This window comes from Streptococcus cristatus (assembly GCF_001588905.1).
Classification (GTDB): domain Bacteria; phylum Bacillota; class Bacilli; order Lactobacillales; family Streptococcaceae; genus Streptococcus; species Streptococcus cristatus_N.
Genome location: NZ_LAWH01000010.1, coordinates 38,060 through 63,801, shown reverse-complemented (window position 1 = coordinate 63,801; position 25,742 = coordinate 38,060). Strand labels below are relative to the sequence as shown.

The window sequence follows — 25,742 nt, the reverse complement described above, 5'->3', positions numbered from 1 at the left end:
GTTGAGTAGGGCTGTAAAAGCTGATGAAATCAGCGTAGTAGAGCCCACTCAACCACTGCGTCTTGCTCGACAATCCAAAGACAATTGAGAGGCTAGGACTTTTGTCCCAGCCTCTGTTTGGATATTAGTTTTGTTTTTCAAGCAAGCTCTTGATTTCTTGCAGAACTTCAAGTTCTGTTGGTCCAGCTGGTGCTTCTTCAGCAGCTTCTTCGTTCTTTTTAGCAAGGCTTTGTGCTTTTTCAGCAGACTTAACGATGAAGAAGAGAACAGTACCGATTACCAAGAAGTTGATCACGGCGCTCAAGAAGTTACCATAAGCAATTCCGTTCCATTTCAATTCAGCGATTTGCTTCAAGTTTGCAGCTTTCAAAATTGGATTGAGGAAGAGGGGAGTGATAACGTCAGTAATCAATGAATTGACGATTGCTCCGAAAGCATTCGCAATGATAACCCCGACTGCCAAGTCAATCACGTTACCGCGTAGCAAAAATTCTTTAAGATCCTTTAACATTTTCTTTTCCTTTCAAAAAATAATTTAATATTTGAGATTATATTATAGCTTAAAGAAGCAATTATTTCAAGTTACTTGCCTATCAAATGTTTTACATTTGCGTCAAATTATTATAAAATATAGAGTGATATTCTGTGATGAATTGGAGGTATTGTCTATTGGATAAAGAAATGATTTCTGAAATAAAAAATAGTGTCAATATCGTCGATGTCATAGGAGAAACAGTAGCCTTGACCAAGGCTGGCAGAAACTTTTTGGGACTTTGTCCCTTTCATGGCGAAAAGACGCCCTCTTTCAACGTTGTAGAGGACAAACAGTTCTATCACTGTTTTGGCTGTGGCAAGTCGGGTGATGTTTTCAAGTTTATTGAGGACTACCGAGGCGTATCCTTTATGGATGCTGTTCAGATTGTCGCAGACAGAGCAGGCATTTCCTTAGGGATGGAGAGAGCTGGCGCAGATCGACCGAGACAGGCTCATCCGCATCAGGCACTCTACGATATTCATACAGAGGCAGCGAAGTTCTACCATGCAGTTCTGATGACGACCAAAATAGGAGAAGAAGCACGTGCTTATCTCTACAATCGTGGGCTGACAGATGAGGTCATTAAGCATTTTCAAATCGGCTTGGCTCCTAATGCAGGCAACTATCTTCATAAGAGTATGGCTGGTAAGTTTGATGAGTCCACTATCATGAACTCGGGTCTTTTTAATCTGGCAGAGAATAATCTGGTCTATGATGCTTTTCAGAACCGGATTATGTTTCCTTTGACCAATGACAAAGGTCAGGTTGTCGCCTTTTCTGGTCGAATCTGGCAAGATTCGGAGGCTGGTTCACAGACTGCCAAGTATAAGAATAGTCGCAGTACTCCTATTTTTAATAAAAGCTATGAGCTTTATCATCTGGATAAGGCCAAGCCGGTTATCAAGAAGAGCCATGAAGTCTATCTGATGGAGGGCTTTATGGACGTGATTGCGGCTTATCGGGCTGGAATTGAAAATGCAGTCGCGTCGATGGGAACAGCTCTGACGCCTGAGCATGTCCAGCATCTGCGTAAGTATTGCAAGAAAATTATTCTGACTTATGATGGAGACAGGGCTGGTCAGGCTGCGACAGCCAAGGCTTTAGAAGAGTTACGGGATATGTCGGTAGAGATTGTTTCCTTTCCTGACAATATGGATCCGGACGAATTTATTGCTAAAAATTCTGCCGAGGAATTGAAACAATTTCTGACTAAAACGCGAATTAGTGATGTAGAGTTCCTTTTACGCTATCTCAAACCGGATAATATTGAAAATTTGCAGGCTCAGATTGAATTCGTGGAGCGAATGGCACCAATTATTGCTCAGACGCAGTCTATTACAGCTCAGAATTCCTATATTTATATGTTGGCTGAGTTGCTGCCGGATTTTGATTACCAGCAGGTAGAGAACACGGTTAATAATAGCCGTTTGGCTGAACGAAGTAGTCGAAGCGGACAGCAGTCAGAATCTCTAAGAAGACCTGTACTGGTAGATCTTCCGCTGTCTAAACAGCTATCACGGCTGATAAAGGCAGAAATCCATATCCTTTATCGTATGGTACACAATCCGCTGGTTTTAAATAACTATCGGCTTCGCACAGATTTTGCCTTTGATACGGCGGAACTGCAGGAGTTATACGAGCTTTTACTGGCCAATGGTGAAGTGACCTCGCAGGATTTATCCAGCTTACCGGAAAGAGTCCAGCAACTTTGGTATCGGATGTTGGAGGAAGATTTGCCAGAGGAGATGGAAGACGGAGAGTTAGCAGAAGTTGAGCTGACCAGAGAACGCGAATTGCTTCGTAAGAATAATCAGCTGATTAGCAAAAAAATTCGAGAAGCTTTGCATACTGGAGATGAGAATGCCGCTATATTAGAGGTGGAGCGCTTAATCGCACAAAAAAGAAGAATGGAGTAGGTATGGCTACAAAACAAAAAGAAGTAACAACATTAGACGTTCAAATTGCAGAATTTATCCGCAATCATAAGCAGACAGGTGTAGCGACAGACGATGAAATCAATGACCAGCTGGTCATTCCTTTCACTTTGGACGCCGATGGGATTGAGGATTTGCTGCAACGCATTCAGGATGCGGGTATTTCTATCACGGATAAGGAAGGAAATCCTAGTGCGCGTGTCTTGAATGCTGAAGAGGAAGAAGTAGAACTGACCGATGAAGAGCTCTTGGGTAGCAATTCAGCCAAGGTCAATGACCCAGTTCGCATGTATCTGAAAGAAATCGGGGTTGTGCCGCTTCTTAGCAATGAAGAAGAGCAAGAGCTGGCGATTTTGGTAGAGCAGGGAGACTTGGAAGCCAAGCAGCGTCTGGCTGAGGCCAACCTTCGTCTGGTTGTTTCCATTGCTAAGCGTTATGTCGGCCGTGGTATGCAGTTCCTTGATTTGATTCAAGAAGGAAATATGGGACTGATGAAAGCCGTTGATAAGTTTGACTACACTAAAGGATTTAAGTTTTCAACTTATGCGACTTGGTGGATTCGTCAGGCCATTACCCGTGCGATCGCTGACCAAGCTCGGACTATTCGGATTCCAGTCCATATGGTGGAAACCATTAACAAGTTGGTCCGTGAGCAACGCAATCTCTTGCAGGAATTGGGTCAAGACCCAACACCAGAGCAAATTGCTGAGCGTATGGATATGACGCCGGACAAGGTTCGTGAGATTCTCAAGATTGCTCAAGAGCCAGTTTCTCTGGAAACACCTATCGGTGAAGAGGACGATAGCCATCTAGGAGACTTTATCGAAGACGAAGTGATTGAGAATCCAGTCGACTACACAACTCGTGTCGTCCTTCGTGAGCAGTTGGATGAAGTCCTAGATACGCTGACAGACCGCGAGGAAAATGTCTTGCGTCTGCGCTTTGGTTTAGACGATGGAAAAATGCGGACACTGGAAGATGTCGGTAAGGTCTTCAATGTCACTCGCGAGCGGATTCGTCAGATTGAAGCCAAGGCCCTACGTAAACTTCGCCACCCAAGCCGCAGCAAACCACTCAGAGACTTTATCGAAGATTAAGAAATGAAGAGCAGCGAGGAGCAGAAATCTTTCAGCAGGAAGCGTCAAGACTGAAAACCTAGCTGAAAACAAAGGCCCCCTCGAGCTAACTTGAAATTTCTGCCATATCTATAAGGAGGATATTGCATGTCAGAAAAAAAATACAGCCCCGAAGAAGTTGAAAAGATTAAAACACGGATTTTGGAGAGCTTGGAGCAGGTCATCGACCCAGAGCTGGGAATTGATATTGTCAATCTCGGCTTGATCTATGAGATCCGTTTTGACGAGACCACTGGAGAAACGGAAATCGATATGACCTTGACCACTATGGGATGCCCTCTGGCGGATCTTCTGACTGACCAGATTTATGACGCCATGTCAGATGTTCCAGAGGTTACTAAGACAGAAGTCAAATTGGTTTGGTACCCCGCTTGGACAGTGGAAAAGATGAGTCGTTATGCTCGGATTGCATTGGGGATTAAATAGCGACATCATACTGGAAGAAAGACTATACAGAAAAGCACTTGAAACGAAAATCAAGTGCTTTTTGAATGCAATTTTATACAAACTACCAGCTAGTCAGTGAAATTTCCCCGCTGTTGAGCCAGATATTTTGGCCGTTCTCCAACTGGACTAGAAGTTGGCCACTGTCCGAGATATCGCTGGCAATTCCCTTATAGGTTTGATTATTTTGTTGGAAACTTACTTGGCGACCTAGGGCTAGGGAGTGCTTTTTGTAGAGATAGAGCAGGTCTTGGGGATCGCTTTCGTAGAAACATCTCCAGATTTCAGCAATCAGCTCATTTCTGCTGATAGGAGCTCGCTCTGTAAAGAGTGATCCAGCTTTAGATTGCAATTCTTCTGGAAAATCATTAACGCAAAAATTAAACCCGACCCCGATAATAATATCTGTGACTAAGCCTGTCTCGACTGAAGTAGTAGCCTCCGTTAAAATGCCTGCGATTTTTTTATCCTTGTAGTAAATATCGTTGACCCACTTGATATCTATGTCTATAAGAGTTAGATTTTTTACAGCCTGATAGATGGCTCCAGCTGTCAGGAGGGTATAGGCAGGGATTTGATCAAAAGCTAGGTTGGGCTTGAGATGGAGGGACATGTAAAAGCCGCCTTGTTTTGGAGAGAAAAAGTCTCGGCCGAAGCGACCGCGGCCAGCGGATTGAGCAGCAGCTAGATAAAGGGTATTTGCTTCGCTACCCGCCTCCAGACCTATTTTTGCATCTATCTGAGTAGATTGACAGTTGGGGTTGAAGGAAACTTTGATGGGCGCCTCTTTTTCAATGATTTCTGGGATTAGTAAATCCCCCGCTTTGAGCTTATAGCCCCGATTTTTTACGGAATCAATCTGGATTCCTTCTTTTTCCAAGCGTTGAATGGCCTTCCAAATGGAGGTCCTGGAAATGCCTAATGTCTGGGCCAGACTTTCTCCGTTAACGTAATCGTTAGCTTGGCTGAGAATGGTAAATAATTGTTCGTAGGTTTTCATTCGTTCTTTCTCTGTTAAATACTGCTTTCTCGAATGGTCAGCTTGGTAGAAAGTTTGACCATATAGGGAATGGAGTCCTCTTCGGATGTTAAAATTTGATTCAGAATGTGCAGAGCCTGCTTGCCCATTTCTTCTGTAAAAACGGTGACCGTACTGAGACTGGGGTAGATGTACTTAGCAATAGAGGTATCATTAAATGAAATGATGCTGACATCTTGGGGAACTTGGATTCCGTGTTCTTGCAGAGCCCGCAAGGCACCGATAGCCAAAGCATCGCTAGAGATGAAGAAGGCGGGCGGGAGCTGGTTCTCGTGCTCGCTAAGGAGCTCTGTCATCATCTGATAGCCTGATTCCGAAGAAAAGCTGCCTACCTTAACCAAGTCAGGTTGATAAATTTCTTTTTCAGACAGATACTGCTGAAAGCTTGCCAAACGAGGGTCGCTGATAAGGCTAGCTTGGTCAGAAGTTCTTTCTTGGCCAGCAATCATGCCAATCTGGTCAAAACCAGCATTTATGAAGTGCTCAAGAACCTTCCTTACTGCATTCTCAAAATCAACCGTCACACAGCTGTGGCCTGCATTAAGCGTATCACTGTCGACAAAAACCAAGTGGTTGCTGTACTGCTCCAGCTGCTGAATTTGAGCTGGGCTGAATTTGCCGATGGCAATCAAGCCATCAATGTCTTTCAATTGCTCAAGAGAATCATTTTGAAACACTCTGAGAATCTCATAGCCCAATTCCTGGGCTTTTTTTTCAATACCCAAGCGAATGGAGTAGTAGTAAAGGTCATCAAGCTCTTCCTGCTCAGTGTACCATTCAATGAGCCCGATACGGTAGACCTGAGTCTTGCTTGGCTTCCTTTTTCTTGATTTTTTATAGTTAAGCTGCTCAGCGATATCAAAAATCTTTTTACGAGTGCTATCACTGACTGACATGGCTGGATCGTAGTTGAGTACGCGGGAGACCGTAGCGGGAGAGACCCCGGCAGCTTGGGCAATATCCTTAATCGTAGCCATTTTTTTCTCCTATTGTCTTATATGGGCTATTATACCTCAAATACAAGTAAATAACAAAGAGGAATTTAGTAAATATTACCCAATTATTTTATTAAGTAAAATTTTACTAAATTTATTGAAGTTTTACTCGGAAACAGTTATAATGAAATTAAGAAAACGATTACAATATCGTCATCATTTTAAAGGAGTTTAGTTTATGTCAAATGTCATTTCAGTAGAGCAAATCCGCGCAGATTTTGCCAAGGTTTTTGGAGTAGAAGCGGACCACACTTTCTTTTCACCCGGTCGGATCAATCTGATCGGTGAGCATACGGACTATAACGGCGGTCATGTCTTTCCTTCAGCTATTTCTCTAGGAACTTATGGAGCGGCTCGCAAGCGGGACGACCAGCTCTTGCGATTCTTCTCAGGAAATTTTGAAGAAAAAGGGATTATTGAAGTGCCGCTGGAAAACCTGCACTTTGAGCCTGAGCATAACTGGACCAACTATCCGAAAGGAGTCCTGCATTTTATGCAGGAGGCAGGCCATAAGATTGACCGAGGCATGGATGTCTATGTTTATGGAAATATTCCAAATGGTGCTGGCTTGTCTTCTTCCGCGTCACTAGAGCTTTTAACTGGTATCATGGCTGAGAAACTTTTTGATTTGCAGTTGGAACGACTGGACCTAGTGAAAATCGGTAAATTAACTGAGAATGAGTTTATCGGAGTTAATTCTGGCATCATGGACCAGTTTGCTATCGGAATGGGTGCTGACCAGAGGGCTATTTACCTAGACACCAATACTCTTGAATATGACTTGGTGCCACTTGATCTCAAGGACAATGTCGTGGTGATTATGAATACCAACAAGCGTCGTGAATTAGCGGACTCTAAGTACAATGAGCGTCGGGCGGAGTGCGAAAAAGCTGTTGAAGAACTGAACCGCAAGCTATCTATCGCAACCTTGGGTGAGTTGGACGAGTGGTCCTTTGACGAATATAGCTATCTGATAGAGGACGAAAATCGTCTCAAACGAGCTCGCCATGCTGTTTTGGAAAATCAACGCACTTTGCAAGCGCGGGCAGCTTTGCAGGCAGGCGATCTTGACAAGTTTGGCCGTCTCATGAATGCTTCTCACGTCTCTCTGGAGCATGACTATGAAGTGACTGGTCTAGAGCTGGACACCTTGGTTCACACGGCCTGGGAGCAAGAAGGTGTCCTGGGAGCCCGTATGACTGGAGCAGGATTCGGTGGCTGTGCTATTGCTTTGGTTCAAAAAGATGCGGTCGCAACTTTTAAAGAAGCAGTTGGCAAACATTACGAGGAAGTAGTCGGATACGCTCCAAGCTTCTATATCGCTGAAGTTGCAGGTGGCACTCGCGTTTTAGACTAGGAGAGAAGTAAATGGACGCTGTAATATTTGATTTAGATGGCTTATTAGCTGATACTGAGATCATTTCTCTAAAAGTTTATCAAGAATTGCTTAAAGATTTTGGAATTCCTTTCACAGAAGAAACATATTCTAGAGAATACAGTGGACATAGGGAAGAGGAGAATGTTCAACGATTTTTGGATACCTATGATTTACCTTGGAACTTTGACCAAACCTTGGAAAAAGTTTATGAACTGGAAGCTCGAATCTTAGCCAAAGGTGTAAATTTAAAAAAAGGTGCTAAAAATTTGCTTGTTTTTTTGGGAAGAGAAGGTATTTCAATCGCTTTAGCAACTTCAAGTGTTGAATCTAGAGCTAGAATGATTTTGGATAGTAATGGTATACTGGCTCTATTTGATCATCTAGTTTTTGCAAAAGATGTAAAGCGAAGCAAACCTTACCCTGATATATTTTTAAAGGCCTGTAGTGATTTGAATGTTTTACCAGAGAATTGCTTAGTATTAGAGGATAGTGAAGCAGGGATTGAAGCAGCGTATAGAGCTGGGATACCAGTTATTTGTATTCCAGACTTGAAAATGCCAGCACAGTCTTTCTTAAATAAAACAGAACAAGTTTTTCAGGATTTAGATGCTGTCAGAGACTATTTAGAAAGTAAGAAGGAGAATCAATGAGTCAGGGAGTTCTAGATGCATTTATCACGGAAGTCATTGCTGGAAGTTCATTTGAGGAAATGGATCGAATCTACCTAACCAATCGTGTTTTGGCTCGAGTGGGCGAATGTGTTTTGGAAGTTGAGACTGAGTTGGATGACTTGATTGACCTCAAGGACCAGCTGGTTGAGGAGGCAGTTAGATTAGAGACGATTGAGGATAGTCAGACTGCGCGTGAAATCCTTGGTGCTGAGCTCATGGACTTGATTACACCAGCCCCTAGTCGGATCAATCAGGACTTCTGGACGACCTATGCTTCAAGTCCCGAGCAAGCTGTAGCTGATTTTTACCAGCTTAGTCAAAAGAATGACTATATCAAGGTTAAGGCCATTGCTAAAAACATTGCTTTCAAAGCACCGACTGAATATGGAGATTTGGAAATTACCATCAATCTCTCTAAGCCAGAAAAGGATCCCAAGGAGATTGCGGCAGCTAAAAAGGCTAAGAACAGCCATTATCCAGCCTGCCAGCTTTGCATGGAAAATGAAGGATACCAAGGCCGCTTGGACCATCCAGCTCGCGCCAATCATCGGATTATTCGATTTGACTTGGCTAGTCAGGAGTGGGGGTTCCAGTATTCCCCCTATGCCTACTTTAATGAGCATTGCATCTTTCTGCACAGCCAGCACCTTCCTATGGCTATCAGCCGGCTGACCTTTGAGCGCCTGCTGGACATCGTCAAGACCTTTCCAGGCTATTTCGCAGGTTCTAACGCCGACCTACCTATTGTCGGTGGCTCCATCCTGACTCACGACCACTATCAGGGTGGACGGCATACTTTTCCTATGGAAATGGCAGAGCTGGATTGCAGCTTTACTTTTAGCGGATTTGAAGAGGTGGAAGCAGGCATTGTCAAGTGGCCCATGTCCGTCATTCGGCTGAGATCTGAGAAGAAGGAACAGTTGATTAAGTTGGCTGACAAGATCTTGCAAATTTGGCGAACTTATTCTGACCCAAGTGTGCAGGTGTTGGCAGAGTCTGAGGGTGAGCCGCATCATACTATCACACCAATTGCCCGCAGGAAAGATGGACGTTTTGAGCTAGACTTGGTCTTGCGGGACAATCAAACTTCCCCAGAACATCCAGACGGCATTTATCATCCTCATAGGGATGTGCAGCATATTAAGAAAGAAAATATCGGTCTGATTGAGGTTATGGGGCTGGCTATTCTGCCGCCTCGGCTCAAGGAAGAACTCAAGCAGGTGAAACTTTTCTTGCTGGGAGAAGACTGTCAGGTTGCTGCCTATCATCAGGAGTGGGCCAATCAACTCAAAGACCAAAATCCAAATGTTTCCGCTGAAACGGTGGAAGGAGTAGTTCAGGCTTCAGTTGGACAAATTTTCAGCCGTGTGCTGGAAGACGCGGGAGTTTACAAGCGAACAGAGGAAGGGCAGGATGCTTTCATGCGCTTTGTACGATCTGTTGGTTTGAAAGAGGAATAACTGCAGTGAGAGTTTTCATTTGTCCCTATTTTTGATAGAATAGTTAAATAAAAATCAAGACAAGAAAGAGAGAAACATGGCAATTTTAGTATTAGGTGGCGCTGGCTATATCGGCTCGCACATGGTAGACCGTTTGGTAGCAGCAGGCAAGGAAGAGGTAGTCGTGGTTGATAATTTGGTGACTGGTCATCGCGCAGCGGTTCATCCTCAGGCAGTCTTTTATGAGGGGGATTTGGCGGACAAGGACTTTATGCGTGGCGTTTTTGCCAAACATCCATCTATCGATGCAGTTATTCACTTTGCTGCCTTTTCACTGGTCGCAGAGTCTATGGCGGACCCGCTTAAGTATTTTGACAATAACACAGCCGGCATGGTCTCTCTTTTGGAGGTCATGCAGGAATGCGGCGTTAAAAACATTGTCTTTTCTTCAACCGCTGCAACTTATGGCATTCCTGAGGAAGTTCCGATTCTGGAAACGACTCTGCAAAAGCCAATAAATCCTTATGGTGAGAGCAAGCTTATGATGGAGACCATTATGCGCTGGGCAGATCAGGCCTATGGCATTAAGTTTGTAGCCCTGCGTTATTTCAATGTGGCCGGTGCCAAACCTGACGGCTCGATTGGCGAGGACCACGGACCAGAAACTCATCTCCTACCGATCGTGCTTCAGGTAGCTCAGGGCAAACGTGAGAAGATTGCCGTCTTTGGCGATGATTACGATACTCCAGACGGCACCAATGTCCGCGATTATGTCCATCCTTTCGACTTGGCTGAAGCCCACATTCTGGCTGTTGAGCATCTGCGTGCAGGACAACCTTCGGATTCCTTTAACCTTGGCTCTTCGACTGGTTTTTCCAACCTGCAGATTGTAGAAGCAGCACGAAAGGTGACCGGCCATCCTATTCCTTTGGAAATAGCAGAGCGGCGCCCAGGGGATCCGGATACGCTGATTGCTTCCTCTGAGAAAGCGAGAAAAGTTTTGGGCTGGCAGCCGAAATTTGACAATATCGAAACCATTATCGAAACTGCTTGGAAATGGCATTCCAATCATCCAAATGGCTATGATGATCGTCAGTAACCAGTGTAGTTTCAAATATTTACAGAGACACTTTGTTAGAGATAGCAAGGTGTTTTCTTGGAGCGATAGAAGTTCTTTTCATGGGATTTAATTTGTTGTAAAAAAAGCGGATACATAGTAAAATAGAAAAATGATGAAAATAAGACGAATAAATAATGAATTAGAGATAAATCAGGAAGAAGATACAGTCTTGGTTCTGGGCTATTTTGACGGCCTGCATAAAGGGCATCAGACACTTTTTAAGGAAGCAAGGAAAATTGCAGCTGAGCAAGGACTGAAGATTGCCGTACTGACCTTTCCTGAGTCACCAAAATTAGCTTTTGTCCGCTATCAGCCAGAGTTGATGTTGCATTTGAATCATCCAGAGGAACGAGCTGCTCACTTAGAAAATTTGGGTGTGGACTACCTTTACTTGATTGACTTTACTAGCCATTTTTCTAAAAATACTGCTCAAGAATTTTTTGATAAGTACGTTGCTGCGCTGAAAGCAAAGGCAGTTGTGGCGGGATTTGACTATCACTTTGGTTCTGATAAGAGAAAGGCAGAGGAGCTTGCAGACTATTTCGATGGTCAGATTGTCATCGTCTCATCAGTCAATCAAGATGAGGAAAAAATCTCTTCTACTCGGATTAGAGAAACCATCCAAAATGGTGATGTTGCCAAGGCGCATCAGCTATTAGGATACCCTCTCTCTACTCGTGGCATTGTGGTTCATGGCAATGCTAGAGGGCGCACCATTGGCTATCCGACAGCTAATCTGGCTCCTTTGGATCGCGTGATTTTGCCAGCAGATGGCGTCTATGTAGTGGATGTTGAACACAATGGTAAGATTTATCGAGGTATGGCTAGTGTCGGAAAAAATGTAACCTTTGAAGGAGATGAACTTCGGTTTGAGGCTAATCTATTTGACTTTTCGGAGGAAATCTATGGCGATACGATCAGGATTATCTGGTTGGATAAGATTCGTGATATGGTCAAATTTGATGGTATTGAAGAACTGGTTGCTCAATTAAAGAGTGATGAAGAAGTGGCAAAAAACTGGGAATGTTCGGAATAAATGTCGGTTTTTGATATTTTTCTTAGTATTTCAAGCCGATTCTTAAAAATATCTAGTCAAGAGAGATAAAATTTAGTATAATAGAGTTAGTTACTATATAAAAATAAGAAGAGAACAGCATGATTACATTATTTTTATCGCCTAGCTGCACTTCCTGTCGCAAGGCGCGTGCTTGGTTGATTAGTCATGAAGTTCCATTTACGGAGCATAATATCATGACGAGCCCTCTGTCTGCTCCAGAATTGCAACACATTCTTTCATTGACAGAAAACGGCACTGATGACATCATCTCAACCCGCTCAAAAATTTTTCAAAAACTAGATTTAGATGTAGAGGATTTATCGATTTCAACGCTTATTAAGCTGATTGAGGAAAATCCTAGTCTTTTGCGTCGCCCAATTATCCTCGATGGTAAACGAATGCAAATCGGCTTCAATGAAGATGAAATCCGTGCTTTCTTGCCTAGAGGATATCGGAAAGAAGAACTTAGAGCCGCAACTATGCGTGCTGATATTTAAAATATGGAAAAAAATTATAGTTACCCACTAGACTTATCGTGGAGCACTGAAGAGCTTGCTTCAGTGCTTTCTTTTTTTAATGATGTAGAGCAAGCCTATGAACAGAAGATTCAAGCGGAGAAACTGCTCCAGTCCTATGCAGTCTTCAAGAAAGTTGTTCCCAGCAAGGGAGAAGAGAAGCGACTCGGCCGTGAGTTTGAGACGGTCAGTGGCTATTCTCTTTATCGCGCTGTTCAGGAGGCAAAAAGGAAAGGGAAAGGAATGATTTCTCTTGGAAAATAAATTTCATTTTGCGAAAGAAATAGTTTATCAGGCAGGTGCTTTTTTAAGAGACCATCTCTATGATGACTTGGATGTCGTACAAAAGAGCAGTCCGACTGACTTGGTAACCCAAATGGACCGGCTCATCCAGGATGACTTGGTTGGGAAAATTTTAGCCCAGTATCCGAACGACGCGATTTTGGCTGAGGAAAATGACCTGCGACACGACATAGCGGATGGTAATGTCTGGGTGATTGATCCCATTGATGGTACCAATAATTTCATCACCCAGCGGGCCGATTTTGCTATTATGTTAGCTTATTTTGAAAATGGGCAGGGCAAGTTCGGCCTAATTTACGATGTGACAAGAGACCAGCTTTTTCACGGAGGCGGGGCTTTTGATGTTTACTGCAATGACAGAAAGTTGACTGTTTTTACCGATAAGCCCTTACAGCAATATCTTATGGCTTCAAATGCTAGTATGCTGGAGCATAATCACTGGGGACTAGCTGACTTGGCTCGTGATTGCTTGGGAGTGCGTGTCTATGGCAGTGCTGGGATTAGTTTTGCTAAGACCTTGGCTGGTGGTTTAGTTGCCTATTTCTCTTATAATTGGCCTTGGGACTATGCGGCGGCCTATGTGATGGCTGACAAACTAGGCTTCGTCATTCAGACTCTTGATGGCGAACAGCCGAATTTTCAGACTCAGGAGCCGATTATGATTGCACCAAAGTGTAAGTTAGACGAATTACAAGAGTATTTACGAAAGGGAAAAGGCTAGTATGGACTTTCCAGTAGGTTTTAAGGAAAAGTATGAGGAGCTCTTGGGGAAGGAAGCAGAGGCTTTTTTTGCGACTTTTGAACAAGATCCGATTTCAGCCTTTCGCAGCAATCCTTTAAAAGAAAATCAGAAAGATTTTGTGAATGCTATCCCGAATACAGACTGGGGATATTACGGGAAAGTGTCTGGGAAGTCGGTAGAACATGTCACGGGCCTAGTTTATTCTCAGGAGCCAGCTGCCCAAATGGTTGCCCAAGTTGCAGCACCACAAAAGGGCATGAAAGTTCTGGACTTAGCTGCCGCACCAGGAGGAAAATCTACTCATCTACTCTCTTATCTAGAAAATACAGGTGTGCTGGTTTCTAACGAAATCAATGCCAAACGCAGTAAAATTTTGGTAGAAAATATAGAGCGTTTTGGAGCGCGAAATGTCCTTGTCACCAACGAATCTGCGGATCGATTGGCTAAGGTCTTTCAGGGCTATTTTGATCTCATTGTTCTGGATGCTCCTTGCTCTGGCGAAGGAATGTTTCGCAAGCAGCCAGATGCTATCCAGTATTGGAGTCTGGAATATCCTGCCCGGTGCGCGCGTTTGCAACGAGAAATTTTAGAGGACGCTGTCAAGATGTTGGCGACAGGCGGGCAGTTGGTTTATTCAACTTGCACTTGGGCGCCAGAAGAAAATGAAGAAGTTGTTGCTTGGCTTTTAGAGAATTTTCCCTTGGAATTGCTGGAAATACCAAAAATCAATGGCATGGTAGCAGGGATTGATTTCCCAGAAACAGCTCGTATGTATCCCCACCATTTCAAAGGTGAAGGGCAATTTGTAGCGAAATTTCGTTTTACAGGCAGTCAGTCTGCTAAAAAAATCAAGGTGACCAAAAATAAATTGACAGCAGAGCAGAGAAAACTCTGGCAAGATTTCCAGAAAAAGCATCTAAACATTGAGCTAGAAGGACATTTAGATACTTTTGGGGACAATCTTTATCTGCTGCCAGCTGGACTGCCAGACATGTCCAAGCTGAAAATCGCTCGCAATGGCCTGCATCTAGGAGAATTTAAGAAAAATCGCTTTGAACCGAGCTTTGCCTTAGGGCTGGCTTTGAGGCCGAGTGAAGTCGTCTCAGTCCTTGAGATTGATGAGGATGCCTTTAGCAAATATGTAGCAGGCGAGACGGTTCAACTTTCTCAAAACTATCCAAATGGCTGGTATCAAGTGCTTGCCCAAGGAAACGGTTTGGGTTTTGCAAAAATTACTGGGAATACCTTGAAAAATTATTTCCCAAAGGGGCTTCGCTTTCGTTCAAAAGACTAGGCAAAGCCCTCTTTCTATGTTATAGTGGATATAGTGGGATTTTCAGTTTCTTTCAAATAGACATTCCACTATCATTCTCAAGATTTCGAGGAAAAAAATGGTAAAGAAAAAATATAAGCTGATTTTGTCAGCGGTTCTAGTGCTATTTGCAGTCAGCCTATCAGCCTGTTCCAGCTGGATTGACCGAGGGGAGTCCATGACTGCCGTTGGTTCGACAGCCCTTCAGCCGCTCGTTGAAGCTGCAGCAGATGAGTTTGGTTCAGCCAATATTGGAAAAACGGTCAATGTTCAAGGTGGCGGATCAGGTACGGGCTTGTCTCAGGTTCAGTCTGGTGCGGTCGAAATTGGCAACTCAGATGTATTTGCTGAGGAAAAAGAAGGGATTGATGCTTCAGCCCTTGTTGACCACAAAGTAGCAGTTGCTGGAATTGCCGTGATTGTCAATAAAGAAGTATCTGTCGATAATTTAACGGCGGAGCAGCTGCAGAAGATTTTTACTGGTGAAGTGACCAACTGGAAGCAGCTGGGTGGGAAAAATCTAGAGATTTCCATCATCAACCGTGCGGCAAGCTCTGGTTCTCGAGCTACGTTTGACAGTGTCATCATGAATGGTAAATCAGCCGTTCAAAGTCAGGAGCAGGATTCAAATGGGATGGTTAAGTCCATTGTTTCTCAAACACCGGGAGCCATTTCTTATCTGGCCTTTGCTTACGTGGATGATTCTGTCAAGACTTTGAAGCTTAATGGCTACGAGCCAACGGCTAAGAATGTTGCGACCAATGCTTGGCCACTATGGTCGTACGAGCATATGTACACTCTTGGTCAGCCTAAGGGCTTGGCAGCAGAGTTTCTGGACTACATGCTGTCAGATGAAGTTCAAGATGGAATCGTCTCAGGAATGGGCTATATTTCCATCAAGGAAATGCAGGTCAGCAAGGCTGCTGATGGAAATGTTATGAGCTTAAAAGGAGATAGCAAATGAGAAATGAAGAATTAGCAAAAAAATTACTATCCCCTTCGAAAAACTCTCGTCTGGAAAAATTTGGGAAATATATCACCTTTGCCTGCCTGTCTTTAATCGTCCTGATTGTAGCCATGATTTTAATCTTCGTAGCACAAAAAGGCTTATCGACCTTCTTTGTCAATGGAGTCAATGTGTTTGAATTTTTATTTGGCTCCACTTGGAATCCGTCAGGTAAGGAATTCGGTGCCCTGCCGATGATCTTGGGGTCCTTCATTGTTACGATCCTATCAGCATTGATTGCAACTCCCTTTGCTATTGGAGCAGCCGTCTTTATGACTGAAGTATCGCCTAAAGGAGCTAAGATTCTTCAGCCTGCGATCGAGCTCTTGGTCGGGATTCCGTCTGTTGTGTACGGATTTATCGGCTTGCAGGTTGTTGTTCCCTTTGTTCGGACTGTTTTTGGTGGTACCGGATTTGGGATTTTGTCTGGTATTTTTGTGCTCTTTGTCATGATTTTGCCGACAGTAACCTTTATGACGACGGACAGTCTTCGTGCTGTGCCGCGTCACTACCGTGAAGCTAGTCTAGCTATGGGCGCAACGCGCTGGCAGACCATTTGGCGGGTAACACTCAAGGCTGCTCGCTCAGGTATTTTTACAGCAGTGGTCTTTGGAATGGCACGTGCCTTTGGTGAAGCCCTAGCTATCCAGATGGTTGTTGGTAACTCTGCAGTGGTCCCAACCTCTCTGACAACGCCAGCAGCTACACTGACCTCTGTCTTAACCATGGGTATCGGAAATACCGTTATGGGAACAGTGGATAATAACGTTCTCTGGTCTCTGGCTCTGGTGCTCTTGATGATGAGCTTAGCCTTTAACAGTGTCATTAAACTGATTACAAAAGAAAGAGGTAAGAAAAACTATGCACGCTAAGAAATTAGATAAATTGGCGACTGGTATCCTCTATACGATAGCTGGTATCATTGTTGCCATCCTTGCCTCTCTGATTCTTTATATTCTGGTAAGAGGATTGCCGCACATTTCTTGGTCTTTCCTGACTGGAAAATCTTCTTCCTATCAGGCTGGCGGTGGTATTGGGATTCAGCTATACAATTCCTTCTTTCTGCTGGTGATTACTCTGATTATCTCTGTTCCCCTTTCGATGGGAGCGGGTGTCTACTTGGCTGAGTACGCTAAAAAAGGTCCGGTGACCAACTTTGTCCGTACCTGTATTGAAATCCTGTCCTCGCTGCCATCCGTGGTAGTCGGACTCTTTGGCTATTTGATCTTTGTTGTCCAGTTTGAATATGGCTTTTCTATCATCTCTGGTGCTCTGGCGCTGACAGTCTTTAATCTGCCTCAGATGACGCGGAACGTCGAGGATAGCTTACGTCACGTTCATCATACACAACGCGAAGCAGGGCTGGCTCTCGGAATTTCCCGCTGGGAAACAGTGCTTCATGTGGTCATTCCTGAAGCTTTACCAGGGATTGTGACAGGGATTGTCCTTGCTTCTGGTCGGATTTTCGGTGAAGCAGCTGCCTTGATCTATACTGCTGGGCAATCTGCGCCAGCTCTGGATTGGTCTAACTGGAACATTTTCAGCATTACCAGCCCGATTTCGATTTTCCGTCAAGCGGAGACGCTGGCCGTCCATATCTGGAAGGTTAATAGTGAAGGGACCATTCCTGATGGCACTGTGGTGTCAGCAGGATCAGCAGCGGTGCTTCTGATTTTTATCTTGATTTTCAACTTTGGAGCCCGCAAACTCGGTTCCTACTTGCACAAGAAATTAACCTCTGCATAAAGGAGAAGCAATGACAGAATATAATTGGAATGAAAAACATATCATTACTTTTCCTGAAGAAAAGGTAGCCCTTTCGACCAAGGATTTGCATGTTTACTACGGTAAAAAAGAATCCATCAAGGGCATTGATATGCAGTTTGAAAAGAATAAAATCACAGCTCTGATTGGACCTTCAGGTTCAGGGAAATCAACCTACCTCCGCAGTCTCAACCGTATGAATGATACGATTGATATTGCCAAGGTAACAGGGCAGATTCTTTACCAAGGAATAGACGTCAATCGTCCTGATATCAACGTTTACGAGATGCGTAAGCATATCGGCATGGTCTTTCAACGGCCTAATCCATTTGCCAAGTCTATTTATCGCAACATTACCTTTGCCCATGAACGTGCTGGTGTAAAAGATAAAAAGATTTTGGATGAGCTTGTTGAAACTTCGCTCAAACAAGCCGCACTTTGGGACCAAGTCAAGGATGATCTTCATAAATCAGCCTTGACCTTGTCAGGCGGACAGCAGCAACGGCTCTGTATTGCCCGAGCTATTTCGGTCAAGCCTGATATCTTGCTTATGGACGAGCCAGCATCTGCGCTGGATCCGATTGCGACCATGCAGCTAGAAGAAACCATGTTTGAGCTCAAAAAGGACTATACGATCATCATCGTGACGCACAATATGCAGCAGGCTGCCCGGGCTAGTGACTACACCGGCTTCTTTTATCTGGGAGATTTGATTGAGTACGACAAGACTGCCAATATCTTCCAAAATGCCAAACTGCAGTCGACCAATGACTATGTTTCTGGTCATTTTGGTTAGAGGTGAAGAAACTAAAGGAATGAACTTATGACAGAACCTATTTTGCAAGTCAAGGACTTGTCGGTTTATTATAATAAAAAGAAAGCGCTCAATAGTGTCTCCTTGGACTTTATGCCTAATGAAATCACTGCCTTGATTGGACCGTCAGGTTCAGGGAAATCTACCTTGCTCAAGGCTATCAACCGTATGGGTGATTTGAATCCAGAAGTCACTACGACAGGCACAGTCATCTATAACGGCCACAATATCTACAGTCCTCGGACAGATACGGTGGAGTTGCGCAAAGAGATTGGCATGGTGTTCCAGCAACCTAATCCTTTCCCGATGACCATTTATGAAAATGTTGTCTACGGACTGCGCATTAACGGCGTCAAGGATAAACAAATTTTAGATGAAGCGGTGGAGCGTTCCCTGATCGGGGCTTCTATTTGGGACGAAGTGAAAGACCGTTTACATGATTCGGCTATCGGCCTCTCGGGTGGTCAACAGCAGCGGATTTGTGTAGCACGCGTTTTGGCTACCAGCCCGAAAATTATCCTCTTGGATGAGCCAACGTCAGCGCTAGATCCAATCTCTGCGGGTAAGATTGAGGAAACTCTCTATGGACTTAAGGACACCTATACCATGCTCTTGGTAACTCGCTCCATGCAGCAGGCTTCTCGGCTTTCGGATAAAACAGGCTTCTTCTTGGGTGGTGATTTGATGGAGTTTAATGATACTAAGGAGATGTTCCTCAACCCACAAAATAAGGAAACAGAAGATTATATTACAGGAAAATTTGGATAAGGAGTTGAATGATGTTACGATCTCAATTTGAAGAAGATTTGGAGAAATTGCACAATCAGTTCTATGCAATGGGACAAGAAGTGCTCTCACAAATCAACCGCACGGTGCGTGCTTTTGTCACGCATGACCGTGACTTGGCAAAGGAAGTCATCGAAGATGATGCAGAAGTAAATGAATATGAAGTGAAATTGGAAAAGAAATCATTTGAAATGATTGCCCTCCAACAACCTGTTTCTCAAGACCTTCGTACTGTCTTAACCGTTCTCAAGGCTGTTTCAGACTTAGAGCGTATGGGAGACCATGCGGTATCCATTGCAAAAGCAGCCATTCGTATGAAGGGCGAGCAGCGTATTCCAGCTGTCGAGGACGAAATTAAAAAGATGGGCCGCGATGTGAAAAATTTCGTTGAAGCTGCCCTTGATCTCTACCTGAATGGTTCTGTAGATCAAGCCTATGAAGTAGCAGCCATGGATGAAAAAATCAACCATTATTTTGATAGCATTCGTGATCTGGCTACGGAAGAAATCAAGAAAAATCCTGAAGCCATCGTTACAGGCCGTGATTATTTCCAGGTTATTTCTTTCTTGGAACGTATCGGCGATTATGCCAAAAACATCTGCGAATGGGTCGTTTACTTTGAAACGGGTAAAATTATTGAATTATAATATATGTTAAAGAGACAGGCTAAGCTTGTCTTTTTTGTTTTGGGAGGAGAAAAGTGCATGATAGAGTGGCTTTAAAATGATTACTATATGTTTGAAAGTAAAAATCAATTTTGGTTCAGTTGGAATGAGTATAAAGTCACTAAATATGGTAGAATAGTAAGAGATGAATCCTGAATGGAGGTTGGTTTATACCAACCCCTTCAATTAGATGAGGAGAAAAACATGCAAGCAGTTGCACATTTTATTGATACCTTTGTTCCAGAGCACTATGATCTCTTTTTGGATTTAAATCGTGCGGATAAGACTTTCTCAGGGAAAGTTACCATTACCGGTGAAGCCAAAGCTGAGAAAATTTCCTTACACCAAAAGGATTTGACGATTGAGACCGTAGAAGTGGCTGGACAAGCTCGCCCCTTCACTCTTGATAATGACAATGAAGCTCTTTATGTTGAGTTGGAAACAGCAGGCTCTGTGGGAGTAACCTTGACCTATACAGGTAAGATTACTGACAATATGACGGGGATTTACCCATCTTACTATACTGTGGATGGAGTGAAAAAAGAAATTATTTCTACTCAGTTTGAGAGCCATTTTGCCCGCGAAGCCTTTCCAAGTGTGGATGAGCCAGAAGCTAAGGCAACTTTTGATCTGGCCTTGAAATTTGACCAAGCAGAAGGCGAACTTGCCTTGTCTAACATGCCTGAAATCGACGTTGAAAACCGGAAAGCGACTGGCATTTGGAAGTTTGAAAGAACGCCTCGCATGTCTTCCTATCTCTTGGCTTTTGCTGCAGGTGATATGCAAGGAATTACTGCTAAAACTAAAAACGGCACTTTGGTCGGTGTTTATGCAACCAAGGCTCACCCAGCTAGCAACTTAGAATTTGCTTTGGACATTGCGGTTCGCTCGATTGAATTTTACGAAGAGTATTACGGTGTTAAATACCCTATTCCTCAGTCGCTGCATGTTGCCCTGCCGGACTTTTCATCTGGTGCTATGGAAAACTGGGGTCTGGTGACCTACCGTGAGATTTATCTCTTAGTAGATGAAAATTCTACGGTATCCAGCCGTCAAGATGTAGCACTTGTCGTTGCTCATGAGTTGGCTCACCAATGGTTTGGAAACTTGGTCACTATGAAGTGGTGGGATGACCTTTGGCTCAACGAAAGTTTTGCCAACATGATGGAGTATGTCTGTGTCAATGCGATTGAACCAAGCTGGAATATCTTTGAGAATTTCCAAACAACAGGTGTGCCTTTGGCGCTTAAGCGGGATGCGACAGACGGAGTTCAGTCTGTCCATGTGGAAGTGAAGCACCCTGACGAAATCAATACCTTGTTTGATCCGGCTATCGTTTATGCTAAGGGAAGCCGCCTTATGCACATGCTTCGTCGTTGGTTGGGTGATGAGGCCTTTGCTAAAGGATTGAACGCTTACTTTGCTAAACACCAGTATGGAAATACCATCGGTCGTGATCTCTGGAATGCCTTGGGAGCTGCTTCTGGTCGTGATGTAGCAGCCTTTATGGACTCTTGGTTGGAACAGCCAGGCTACCCTGTTTTGACAGCTACAGTAGAAAACGATACCTTGAAACTCTCTCAAAAACAATTCTTTATCGGAGAGCACGAAGATAAGAAACGCACTTGGGTCTTGCCTTTAAATAGCAACTGGAAAGGTTTGCCAGATACGCTGGAAACAGAAACGCTGGAAATTCCAAATTACTCTACCTTGGCTGCTCAAAACCAAGGAGCCCTGCGCTTTAATACTGAAAATACAGCTCACTATATCACGGACTATCAAGGTGTCTTGCTTGAGCAGATTTTAGATACCATTACAGACTTGGATAGCACCAGCAAGCTTCAAGTGGTGCAAGAGCGCCGTCTTTTGGCTGAAGCAGGCAGCATTTCATTTGCTGATTTGGTTCCAGTTATTGAAAAACTAACAGAAGAAACCTCTTATTTGGTTGTCTCAGGAGTCAAAGCCGTTCTAAATGGTCTCAAGCTGTTTGTGGACGAAGGAAGCGAGTGCGAGAAAGCCTATCATAAATTGGTAGTTAAACTTAGCAAATTCAACTTTGACCGCCTAGGCTTTGAAGCAAAAGAAGGCGAAAGTGATGAAGATGAGTTGGTTCGTCAGATTGTTGTAGGAAGTCTGATTGCAGCTGACGATCAAGCAGCAAGTCAAGAAGCAAGTCGCATTTTTGCTGCTCATCAAGAGAACTTGGAGAAATTGCCTGCAGCTATTCGCTTGCATATTCTCATCAACCAAATCAAGCATTTTGAGAGCAAAGAATTGGCCGACCAATACTTGAATGATTATGTTTCAACAGTTGACGGTAGCTTCAAACGCCAATTGGCATCTGCTTTGGCTTACACTAAGGACGCAGAAACTCTTGCTCGTATCTTGGAATCTTTGAAAAACAAGGATATCGTAAAACCACAAGATTTGGCCATGAGTTGGTATTTCCCTCTCTTGAATCACCAATTTACTCAAGCCACTGCTTGGACTTGGGCGCGTGAGAATTGGGAGTGGATAAAGGCGGCTTTGGGTGGCGACATGAGCTTTGATAAATTCGTCATTTATCCAGCTAATGCCTTCAAGACAGAGGAAAGACTAGAAGAATACAAGGCCTTCTTTGAGCCGCAGCTGGACGATATGGCTATCAGCCGTAACATCAGCATGGGAATCAAGGAAATCGCAGCGCGTGTTGACTTGATTGCCCGTGAAAAAGCAGCAGTTGAGAAAGCTATCAAAGCATCAGTCTAGATAAATGAAAAGATCAGATTATAAAGTCTGGTCTTTTTTGTTGTTTAGAATCCCATAGTTTCAGTCTTCTTTAAGAAAAAATTCAGTCCCGTTTAAGCAAAACTCCCTATAATAACTCTAGCACGTGAAAAGATGTGAACTTGTGTAATCAAACTTTATATTGCTTCATAGTGTTAAAATCCATGAAATACAAAATTTAGAAAGAGGAAAACTTTAATGGATATGGAAAAAATAATTGTAGTTAAAAAGAGTACCAAATGGTGGATGACAGCAGTAGCTAGTGCCTCCTTAGCTGTCGGAGCAATTGGTGGCTATGGAATTGGTGCTTTGACCCAGAAAAGCCCGCAACAGAGCTCAGTGCAAGCCACTATGCCTCAGCAAAACAAGCAAGATGGCAGGATGCCAGGTCAAGGTGGTCAAGCTCCTCAAGGTCAGGGGCAGGGAAATGAAAATGGTATGCCACCACAGATGGGGGGACAAAACGGTCAAGATGGCCAAGGCGGTCCTGGAGGTGGAGGTCAGCCACCACAAGGAAATGGTCAGCTAGAGGGACCCCAAGAAGGAAATCAATCAAAAAAGAAGCCATCAAACGCTGACGGCACAACAAAAGATGATAAGAACAGCGAAAATAACTCGAAAACAACAAATTCTTAAAGCATTTTCGACAAGTCATGATATAATAGAAAAAGATAAGTGAAGATAGAATGAGAAGTGTTTACCATGTCTCAATTTAAACTACACAGCATAAGCTTTTTCTAGAAAGGGAGGAACAGGATGATTAAGATTCTATTAGTGGAGGATGACCTCGGTCTGTCAAATTCAGTATTTGATTTTTTAGATGATTTTGCAGATGTTATGCAGGTCTTTGATGGCGAAGAAGGTTTATACGAAGCAGAAAGCGGTGTGTATGACCTGATTCTACTGGACTTGATGCTTCCTGAAAAGGACGGCTTCCAAGTACTCAAAGAATTGCGTGAAAAAGGGGTGAGCACTCCTGTCCTCATCATGACTGCCAAGGAAAGTATCGATGATAAAGGCCATGGTTTTGAGCTCGGTGCTGACGATTACCTGACCAAGCCATTTTATCTGGAAGAGCTGAAGATGCGGATTCAGGCCTTGCTCAAACGCTCTGGTAAGTTTAATGAAAATACCCTTTCCTATGGTGATGTGACGGTCAATCTTTCGACCAATTCGACCTTGGTAGATGGAAAGGAAGTTGAGCTGCTGGGTAAAGAGTTTGATCTGTTGGTCTACTTCCTTCAGAATCAAAATGTCATTTTGCCTAAAACTCAGATCTTCGATCGTTTATGGGGCTTTGACAGCGATACGACGATTTCTGTGGTGGAAGTCTATGTATCTAAGATTCGGAAAAAATTGAAAGGAACGGCTTTTGCGAATAATCTTCAAACTCTTCGCAGTGTCGGTTACATTTTAAAGAATGCTGAATAAACTCAAAAAAACCTTTTATGCGGATGATTTTTCTTATTTCATTCGCTATTTTGGTGTGTTCACCCTGATTTTCTCGGCCATGACGCTCATTATTATCCAAGTCATGCGCTCTAGCCTCTACACGACCGTTGATGATAATCTCAAAAGTCTCAGTCAAAATCCCGCCTGGGTAGCCAATCTAGCCTATCGGACGACGGGTCGGCAATACCAAGATCCTGAGAATAAGGATTCAGAGAATAGAGATTCAGAGTCTGTGCAAGCTCATGATATCAAGATTGAGGAACCGGGTAGGGTAAATGTTAGCGCCAATACTTCAGCTATTCTTTTGAATGATGATTATCAGAATGTATCGGCAAAAAATAGCTTTTTAAACTTTGATGCGATTAAATTTAACAAACGCTTTCTTAATCAGATCAAGCAAATTCAGCTGACCAATAGCTATGGACAGGTCGAGAGTTATCGGGCCTATATGTTTGACATTGATCCAGATGATGAAATTGAGAATGTCAAATACGCAGTTGTCATGACCAGTATCAGCCAGCTGGAGCAGACTAGCGAAAAGCATGAAAAGCTGATTGCTATTGTCATGATTAGTTTCTGGGGTATCTCTTTGATTGCCAGTATCTATCTGGCTCGGATGAGTGTCAAGCCTCTCTTGGATAGCATGCAAAAGCAGAAGTCTTTTGTTGAGAATGCCAGCCATGAATTGAGAACGCCCTTGGCCGTTCTGCAAAATCGTCTGGAATCTCTCTTCCGCAAGCCTGAAGCCACGATTATGGAGTCTAGTGAGAGCATCGCATCTAGTTTAGAGGAAGTGCGAAATATGCGTCTGTTGACGACCAACTTACTCAACCTAGCTCGGCGCGATGACGGTATCAAGCCAGAATACGGTGAAGTCACCCCAGACTTCTTCACGACAGCTTTCTCTAACTATGCTATTATCGCAGAGGAAAGCGATAAGGTCTTTGATTTTAAAAATCTAGTTTCAAAATCAATCACGACAGACAAGGTCTTGCTTAAGCAGGTGATGACCATCCTTTTTGATAATGCCATCAAATACACGGAAGAAGATGGAGAGATCTATTTCGTGGCTTCCGCCAATGATCGGAGCTTGACCTTGCGGATCTCTGACAATGGTCCAGGGATTGCGGGCGATGATAAGAAAAAAGTCTTCGATCGTTTTTATCGGGTGGACAAGGCTCGGACTCGTCAAAAGGGTGGTTTTGGACTAGGCCTATCCTTGGCAAAACAAATTGTAGACGCCTTAAAAGGAACCATCACAGTCAAAGACAACAAACCGCGTGGAACTATTTTTGAAATCAAAGTTCCCCTTAGGTCAGATATTAGAAAACGAATTAGCAAAAGCTGAAAAACTTTTCATATTATTTCAAATTTGACTGCTTTTGCGGTATAATAAAAGAAAGAAATGAGAGAGGTAAAACTATGACATCAAAAATGTTGCACACTTGTTTACGAGTGGAAAATTTAGAGGCTTCGATTGCCTTTTATGAAGACGCGTTTGGTTTTAAGGAATTGCGCCGCAAGGACTTTCCAGAGCATGCTTTTACTATTGTTTATCTTGGTTTGGATGGCGATGATTATGAGCTTGAATTGACTTATAATTATGACCACGGACCTTATGTAATCGGTGATGGCTTTGCTCATATTGCTCTTAGCACGCCTGATTTGGAAGGTTTGCACGCTGAGCATGCTGCCAAGGGCTATGAAGTGACTGAGCCAAAAGGGCTGCCAGGCAATCCGCCAAATTATTATTTCATCAAAGATCCTGATGGCTACAAGGTCGAAGTGATTCGAGAAAAAAGTCTTTAAAAATAGGTGAAACTTGTATTTTAGCACTTGTAAGATACAAGTTTTTTAACATCAGAATCA

At 43.5% G+C, this 25,742-nt stretch carries 26 protein-coding genes; 23 read left to right on the top strand and 3 right to left on the bottom strand.

Features of this window, described 5'->3' with window-relative positions; genetic code table 11:
• Positions 1-124: 124 nt before the first annotated feature.
• Positions 125-511 carry a large conductance mechanosensitive channel protein MscL gene (mscL, locus tag A0765_RS02215; protein ID WP_061909123.1) on the bottom strand — a complete coding sequence of 129 codons (387 nt, stop codon included), beginning with the start codon at positions 509-511 and terminating at the stop codon, positions 125-127.
• 137 nt (positions 512-648) lie between these two features.
• Here mscL and dnaG point away from each other — a divergent pair, with 137 nt between their 5' ends.
• From dnaG to A0765_RS02200, 3 genes are all read left to right on the top strand, one after another.
• The gene (gene dnaG / locus A0765_RS02210) at positions 649-2,451 is read left to right on the top strand and encodes a DNA primase (protein ID WP_081108113.1); all 1,803 of its coding nucleotides are present in this window, start codon (positions 649-651) and stop codon (positions 2,449-2,451) included.
• A gap of 2 nt (positions 2,452-2,453) precedes the next feature.
• The gene (gene rpoD / locus A0765_RS02205) at positions 2,454-3,566 is read left to right on the top strand and encodes an RNA polymerase sigma factor RpoD (RefSeq protein WP_062004428.1); all 1,113 of its coding nucleotides are present in this window, start codon (positions 2,454-2,456) and stop codon (positions 3,564-3,566) included.
• 126 nt (positions 3,567-3,692) lie between these two features.
• Positions 3,693-4,031, top strand: a complete 339-nt coding sequence (locus tag A0765_RS02200; protein WP_005590236.1) for a metal-sulfur cluster assembly factor — start codon at positions 3,693-3,695, stop codon at positions 4,029-4,031.
• A gap of 82 nt (positions 4,032-4,113) precedes the next feature.
• Here the strand turns inward: A0765_RS02200 and birA are convergent, their stop codons facing one another.
• Entirely contained in the window at positions 4,114-5,049 is a 936-nt protein-coding gene (gene birA / locus A0765_RS02195) for a bifunctional biotin--[acetyl-CoA-carboxylase] ligase/biotin operon repressor BirA (protein ID WP_062004427.1), read from the bottom strand.
• A 14-nt stretch (positions 5,050-5,063) separates the two neighbouring features.
• The gene (locus A0765_RS02190; RefSeq protein WP_062004426.1) at positions 5,064-6,065 is read right to left on the bottom strand and encodes a LacI family DNA-binding transcriptional regulator; all 1,002 of its coding nucleotides are present in this window, start codon (positions 6,063-6,065) and stop codon (positions 5,064-5,066) included.
• A gap of 196 nt (positions 6,066-6,261) precedes the next feature.
• Here A0765_RS02190 and A0765_RS02185 point away from each other — a divergent pair, with 196 nt between their 5' ends.
• The 20 genes from A0765_RS02185 to gloA all read left to right on the top strand — a co-directional run bounded on the left by A0765_RS02185 (position 6,262) and on the right by gloA (position 25,682).
• Complete coding sequence (locus tag A0765_RS02185) at positions 6,262-7,440, top strand: galactokinase (protein ID WP_062004425.1); 1,179 nt, start codon at positions 6,262-6,264, stop codon at positions 7,438-7,440.
• A gap of 11 nt (positions 7,441-7,451) precedes the next feature.
• Positions 7,452-8,111 (top strand): HAD family hydrolase, encoded by a 660-nt coding sequence (locus A0765_RS02180; protein ID WP_062004424.1) that lies wholly within the window; start codon positions 7,452-7,454, stop codon positions 8,109-8,111.
• Positions 8,108-9,592 (top strand): UDP-glucose--hexose-1-phosphate uridylyltransferase, encoded by a 1,485-nt coding sequence (gene galT, locus A0765_RS02175; RefSeq protein WP_062004423.1) that lies wholly within the window; start codon positions 8,108-8,110, stop codon positions 9,590-9,592. Before A0765_RS02180 ends, galT begins: the two co-directional genes overlap by 4 nt.
• Positions 9,593-9,668: 76 nt before the next feature.
• Entirely contained in the window at positions 9,669-10,670 is a 1,002-nt protein-coding gene (gene galE, locus A0765_RS02170) for a UDP-glucose 4-epimerase GalE (protein WP_062004422.1), read from the top strand.
• A 133-nt stretch (positions 10,671-10,803) separates the two neighbouring features.
• Positions 10,804-11,727 (top strand): bifunctional riboflavin kinase/FAD synthetase, encoded by a 924-nt coding sequence (locus A0765_RS02165; RefSeq protein WP_306452464.1) that lies wholly within the window; start codon positions 10,804-10,806, stop codon positions 11,725-11,727.
• Positions 11,728-11,846: 119 nt separating this feature from the next.
• Entirely contained in the window at positions 11,847-12,245 is a 399-nt protein-coding gene (locus A0765_RS02160; protein ID WP_015604875.1) for a Spx/MgsR family RNA polymerase-binding regulatory protein, read from the top strand.
• 3 nt (positions 12,246-12,248) lie between these two features.
• Positions 12,249-12,527, top strand: coding sequence for a UPF0223 family protein (locus A0765_RS02155; protein WP_005590249.1), 279 nt, complete (start codon positions 12,249-12,251; stop codon positions 12,525-12,527).
• Positions 12,517-13,287: an inositol monophosphatase family protein gene (locus A0765_RS02150; protein ID WP_062004420.1), complete on the top strand. Its 771-nt coding sequence runs from the start codon at positions 12,517-12,519 to the stop codon at positions 13,285-13,287. Before A0765_RS02155 ends, A0765_RS02150 begins: the two co-directional genes overlap by 11 nt.
• A 1-nt stretch (position 13,288) precedes the next feature.
• Complete coding sequence (locus tag A0765_RS02145) at positions 13,289-14,602, top strand: RsmF rRNA methyltransferase first C-terminal domain-containing protein (RefSeq protein ID WP_062004419.1); 1,314 nt, start codon at positions 13,289-13,291, stop codon at positions 14,600-14,602.
• A 97-nt stretch (positions 14,603-14,699) separates the two neighbouring features.
• Positions 14,700-15,584 (top strand): phosphate ABC transporter substrate-binding protein PstS family protein, encoded by an 885-nt coding sequence (locus A0765_RS02140; RefSeq protein WP_062004418.1) that lies wholly within the window; start codon positions 14,700-14,702, stop codon positions 15,582-15,584.
• Complete coding sequence (pstC, locus tag A0765_RS02135; RefSeq protein WP_062004417.1) at positions 15,581-16,498, top strand: phosphate ABC transporter permease subunit PstC; 918 nt, start codon at positions 15,581-15,583, stop codon at positions 16,496-16,498. Before A0765_RS02140 ends, pstC begins: the two co-directional genes overlap by 4 nt.
• Positions 16,488-17,372, top strand: a complete 885-nt coding sequence (gene pstA / locus A0765_RS02130) for a phosphate ABC transporter permease PstA (protein WP_037615389.1) — start codon at positions 16,488-16,490, stop codon at positions 17,370-17,372. The genes pstC and pstA overlap by 11 nt, the downstream gene beginning before the upstream one ends.
• 10 nt (positions 17,373-17,382) lie before the next feature.
• Complete coding sequence (gene pstB, locus A0765_RS02125; protein WP_061909075.1) at positions 17,383-18,186, top strand: phosphate ABC transporter ATP-binding protein PstB; 804 nt, start codon at positions 17,383-17,385, stop codon at positions 18,184-18,186.
• A 27-nt stretch (positions 18,187-18,213) separates the two neighbouring features.
• Positions 18,214-18,972, top strand: coding sequence for a phosphate ABC transporter ATP-binding protein PstB (gene pstB, locus A0765_RS02120; protein WP_061909073.1), 759 nt, complete (start codon positions 18,214-18,216; stop codon positions 18,970-18,972).
• A gap of 11 nt (positions 18,973-18,983) precedes the next feature.
• Positions 18,984-19,637: a phosphate signaling complex protein PhoU gene (gene phoU / locus A0765_RS02115; protein WP_005591940.1), complete on the top strand. Its 654-nt coding sequence runs from the start codon at positions 18,984-18,986 to the stop codon at positions 19,635-19,637.
• 222 nt (positions 19,638-19,859) lie between these two features.
• Positions 19,860-22,403 carry a M1 family metallopeptidase gene (locus A0765_RS02110; protein WP_048763923.1) on the top strand — a complete coding sequence of 848 codons (2,544 nt, stop codon included), beginning with the start codon at positions 19,860-19,862 and terminating at the stop codon, positions 22,401-22,403.
• A gap of 216 nt (positions 22,404-22,619) precedes the next feature.
• Complete coding sequence (locus A0765_RS02105) at positions 22,620-23,057, top strand: hypothetical protein (RefSeq protein WP_048763921.1); 438 nt, start codon at positions 22,620-22,622, stop codon at positions 23,055-23,057.
• A gap of 120 nt (positions 23,058-23,177) precedes the next feature.
• Positions 23,178-23,852, top strand: coding sequence for a response regulator transcription factor (locus tag A0765_RS02100; RefSeq protein ID WP_045497279.1), 675 nt, complete (start codon positions 23,178-23,180; stop codon positions 23,850-23,852).
• Positions 23,842-25,221 carry a sensor histidine kinase gene (locus A0765_RS02095; protein ID WP_048763917.1) on the top strand — a complete coding sequence of 460 codons (1,380 nt, stop codon included), beginning with the start codon at positions 23,842-23,844 and terminating at the stop codon, positions 25,219-25,221. Before A0765_RS02100 ends, A0765_RS02095 begins: the two co-directional genes overlap by 11 nt.
• 74 nt (positions 25,222-25,295) lie before the next feature.
• Positions 25,296-25,682, top strand: coding sequence for a lactoylglutathione lyase (gloA, locus tag A0765_RS02090; protein WP_005590267.1), 387 nt, complete (start codon positions 25,296-25,298; stop codon positions 25,680-25,682).
• Positions 25,683-25,742: the final 60 nt, after the last annotated feature.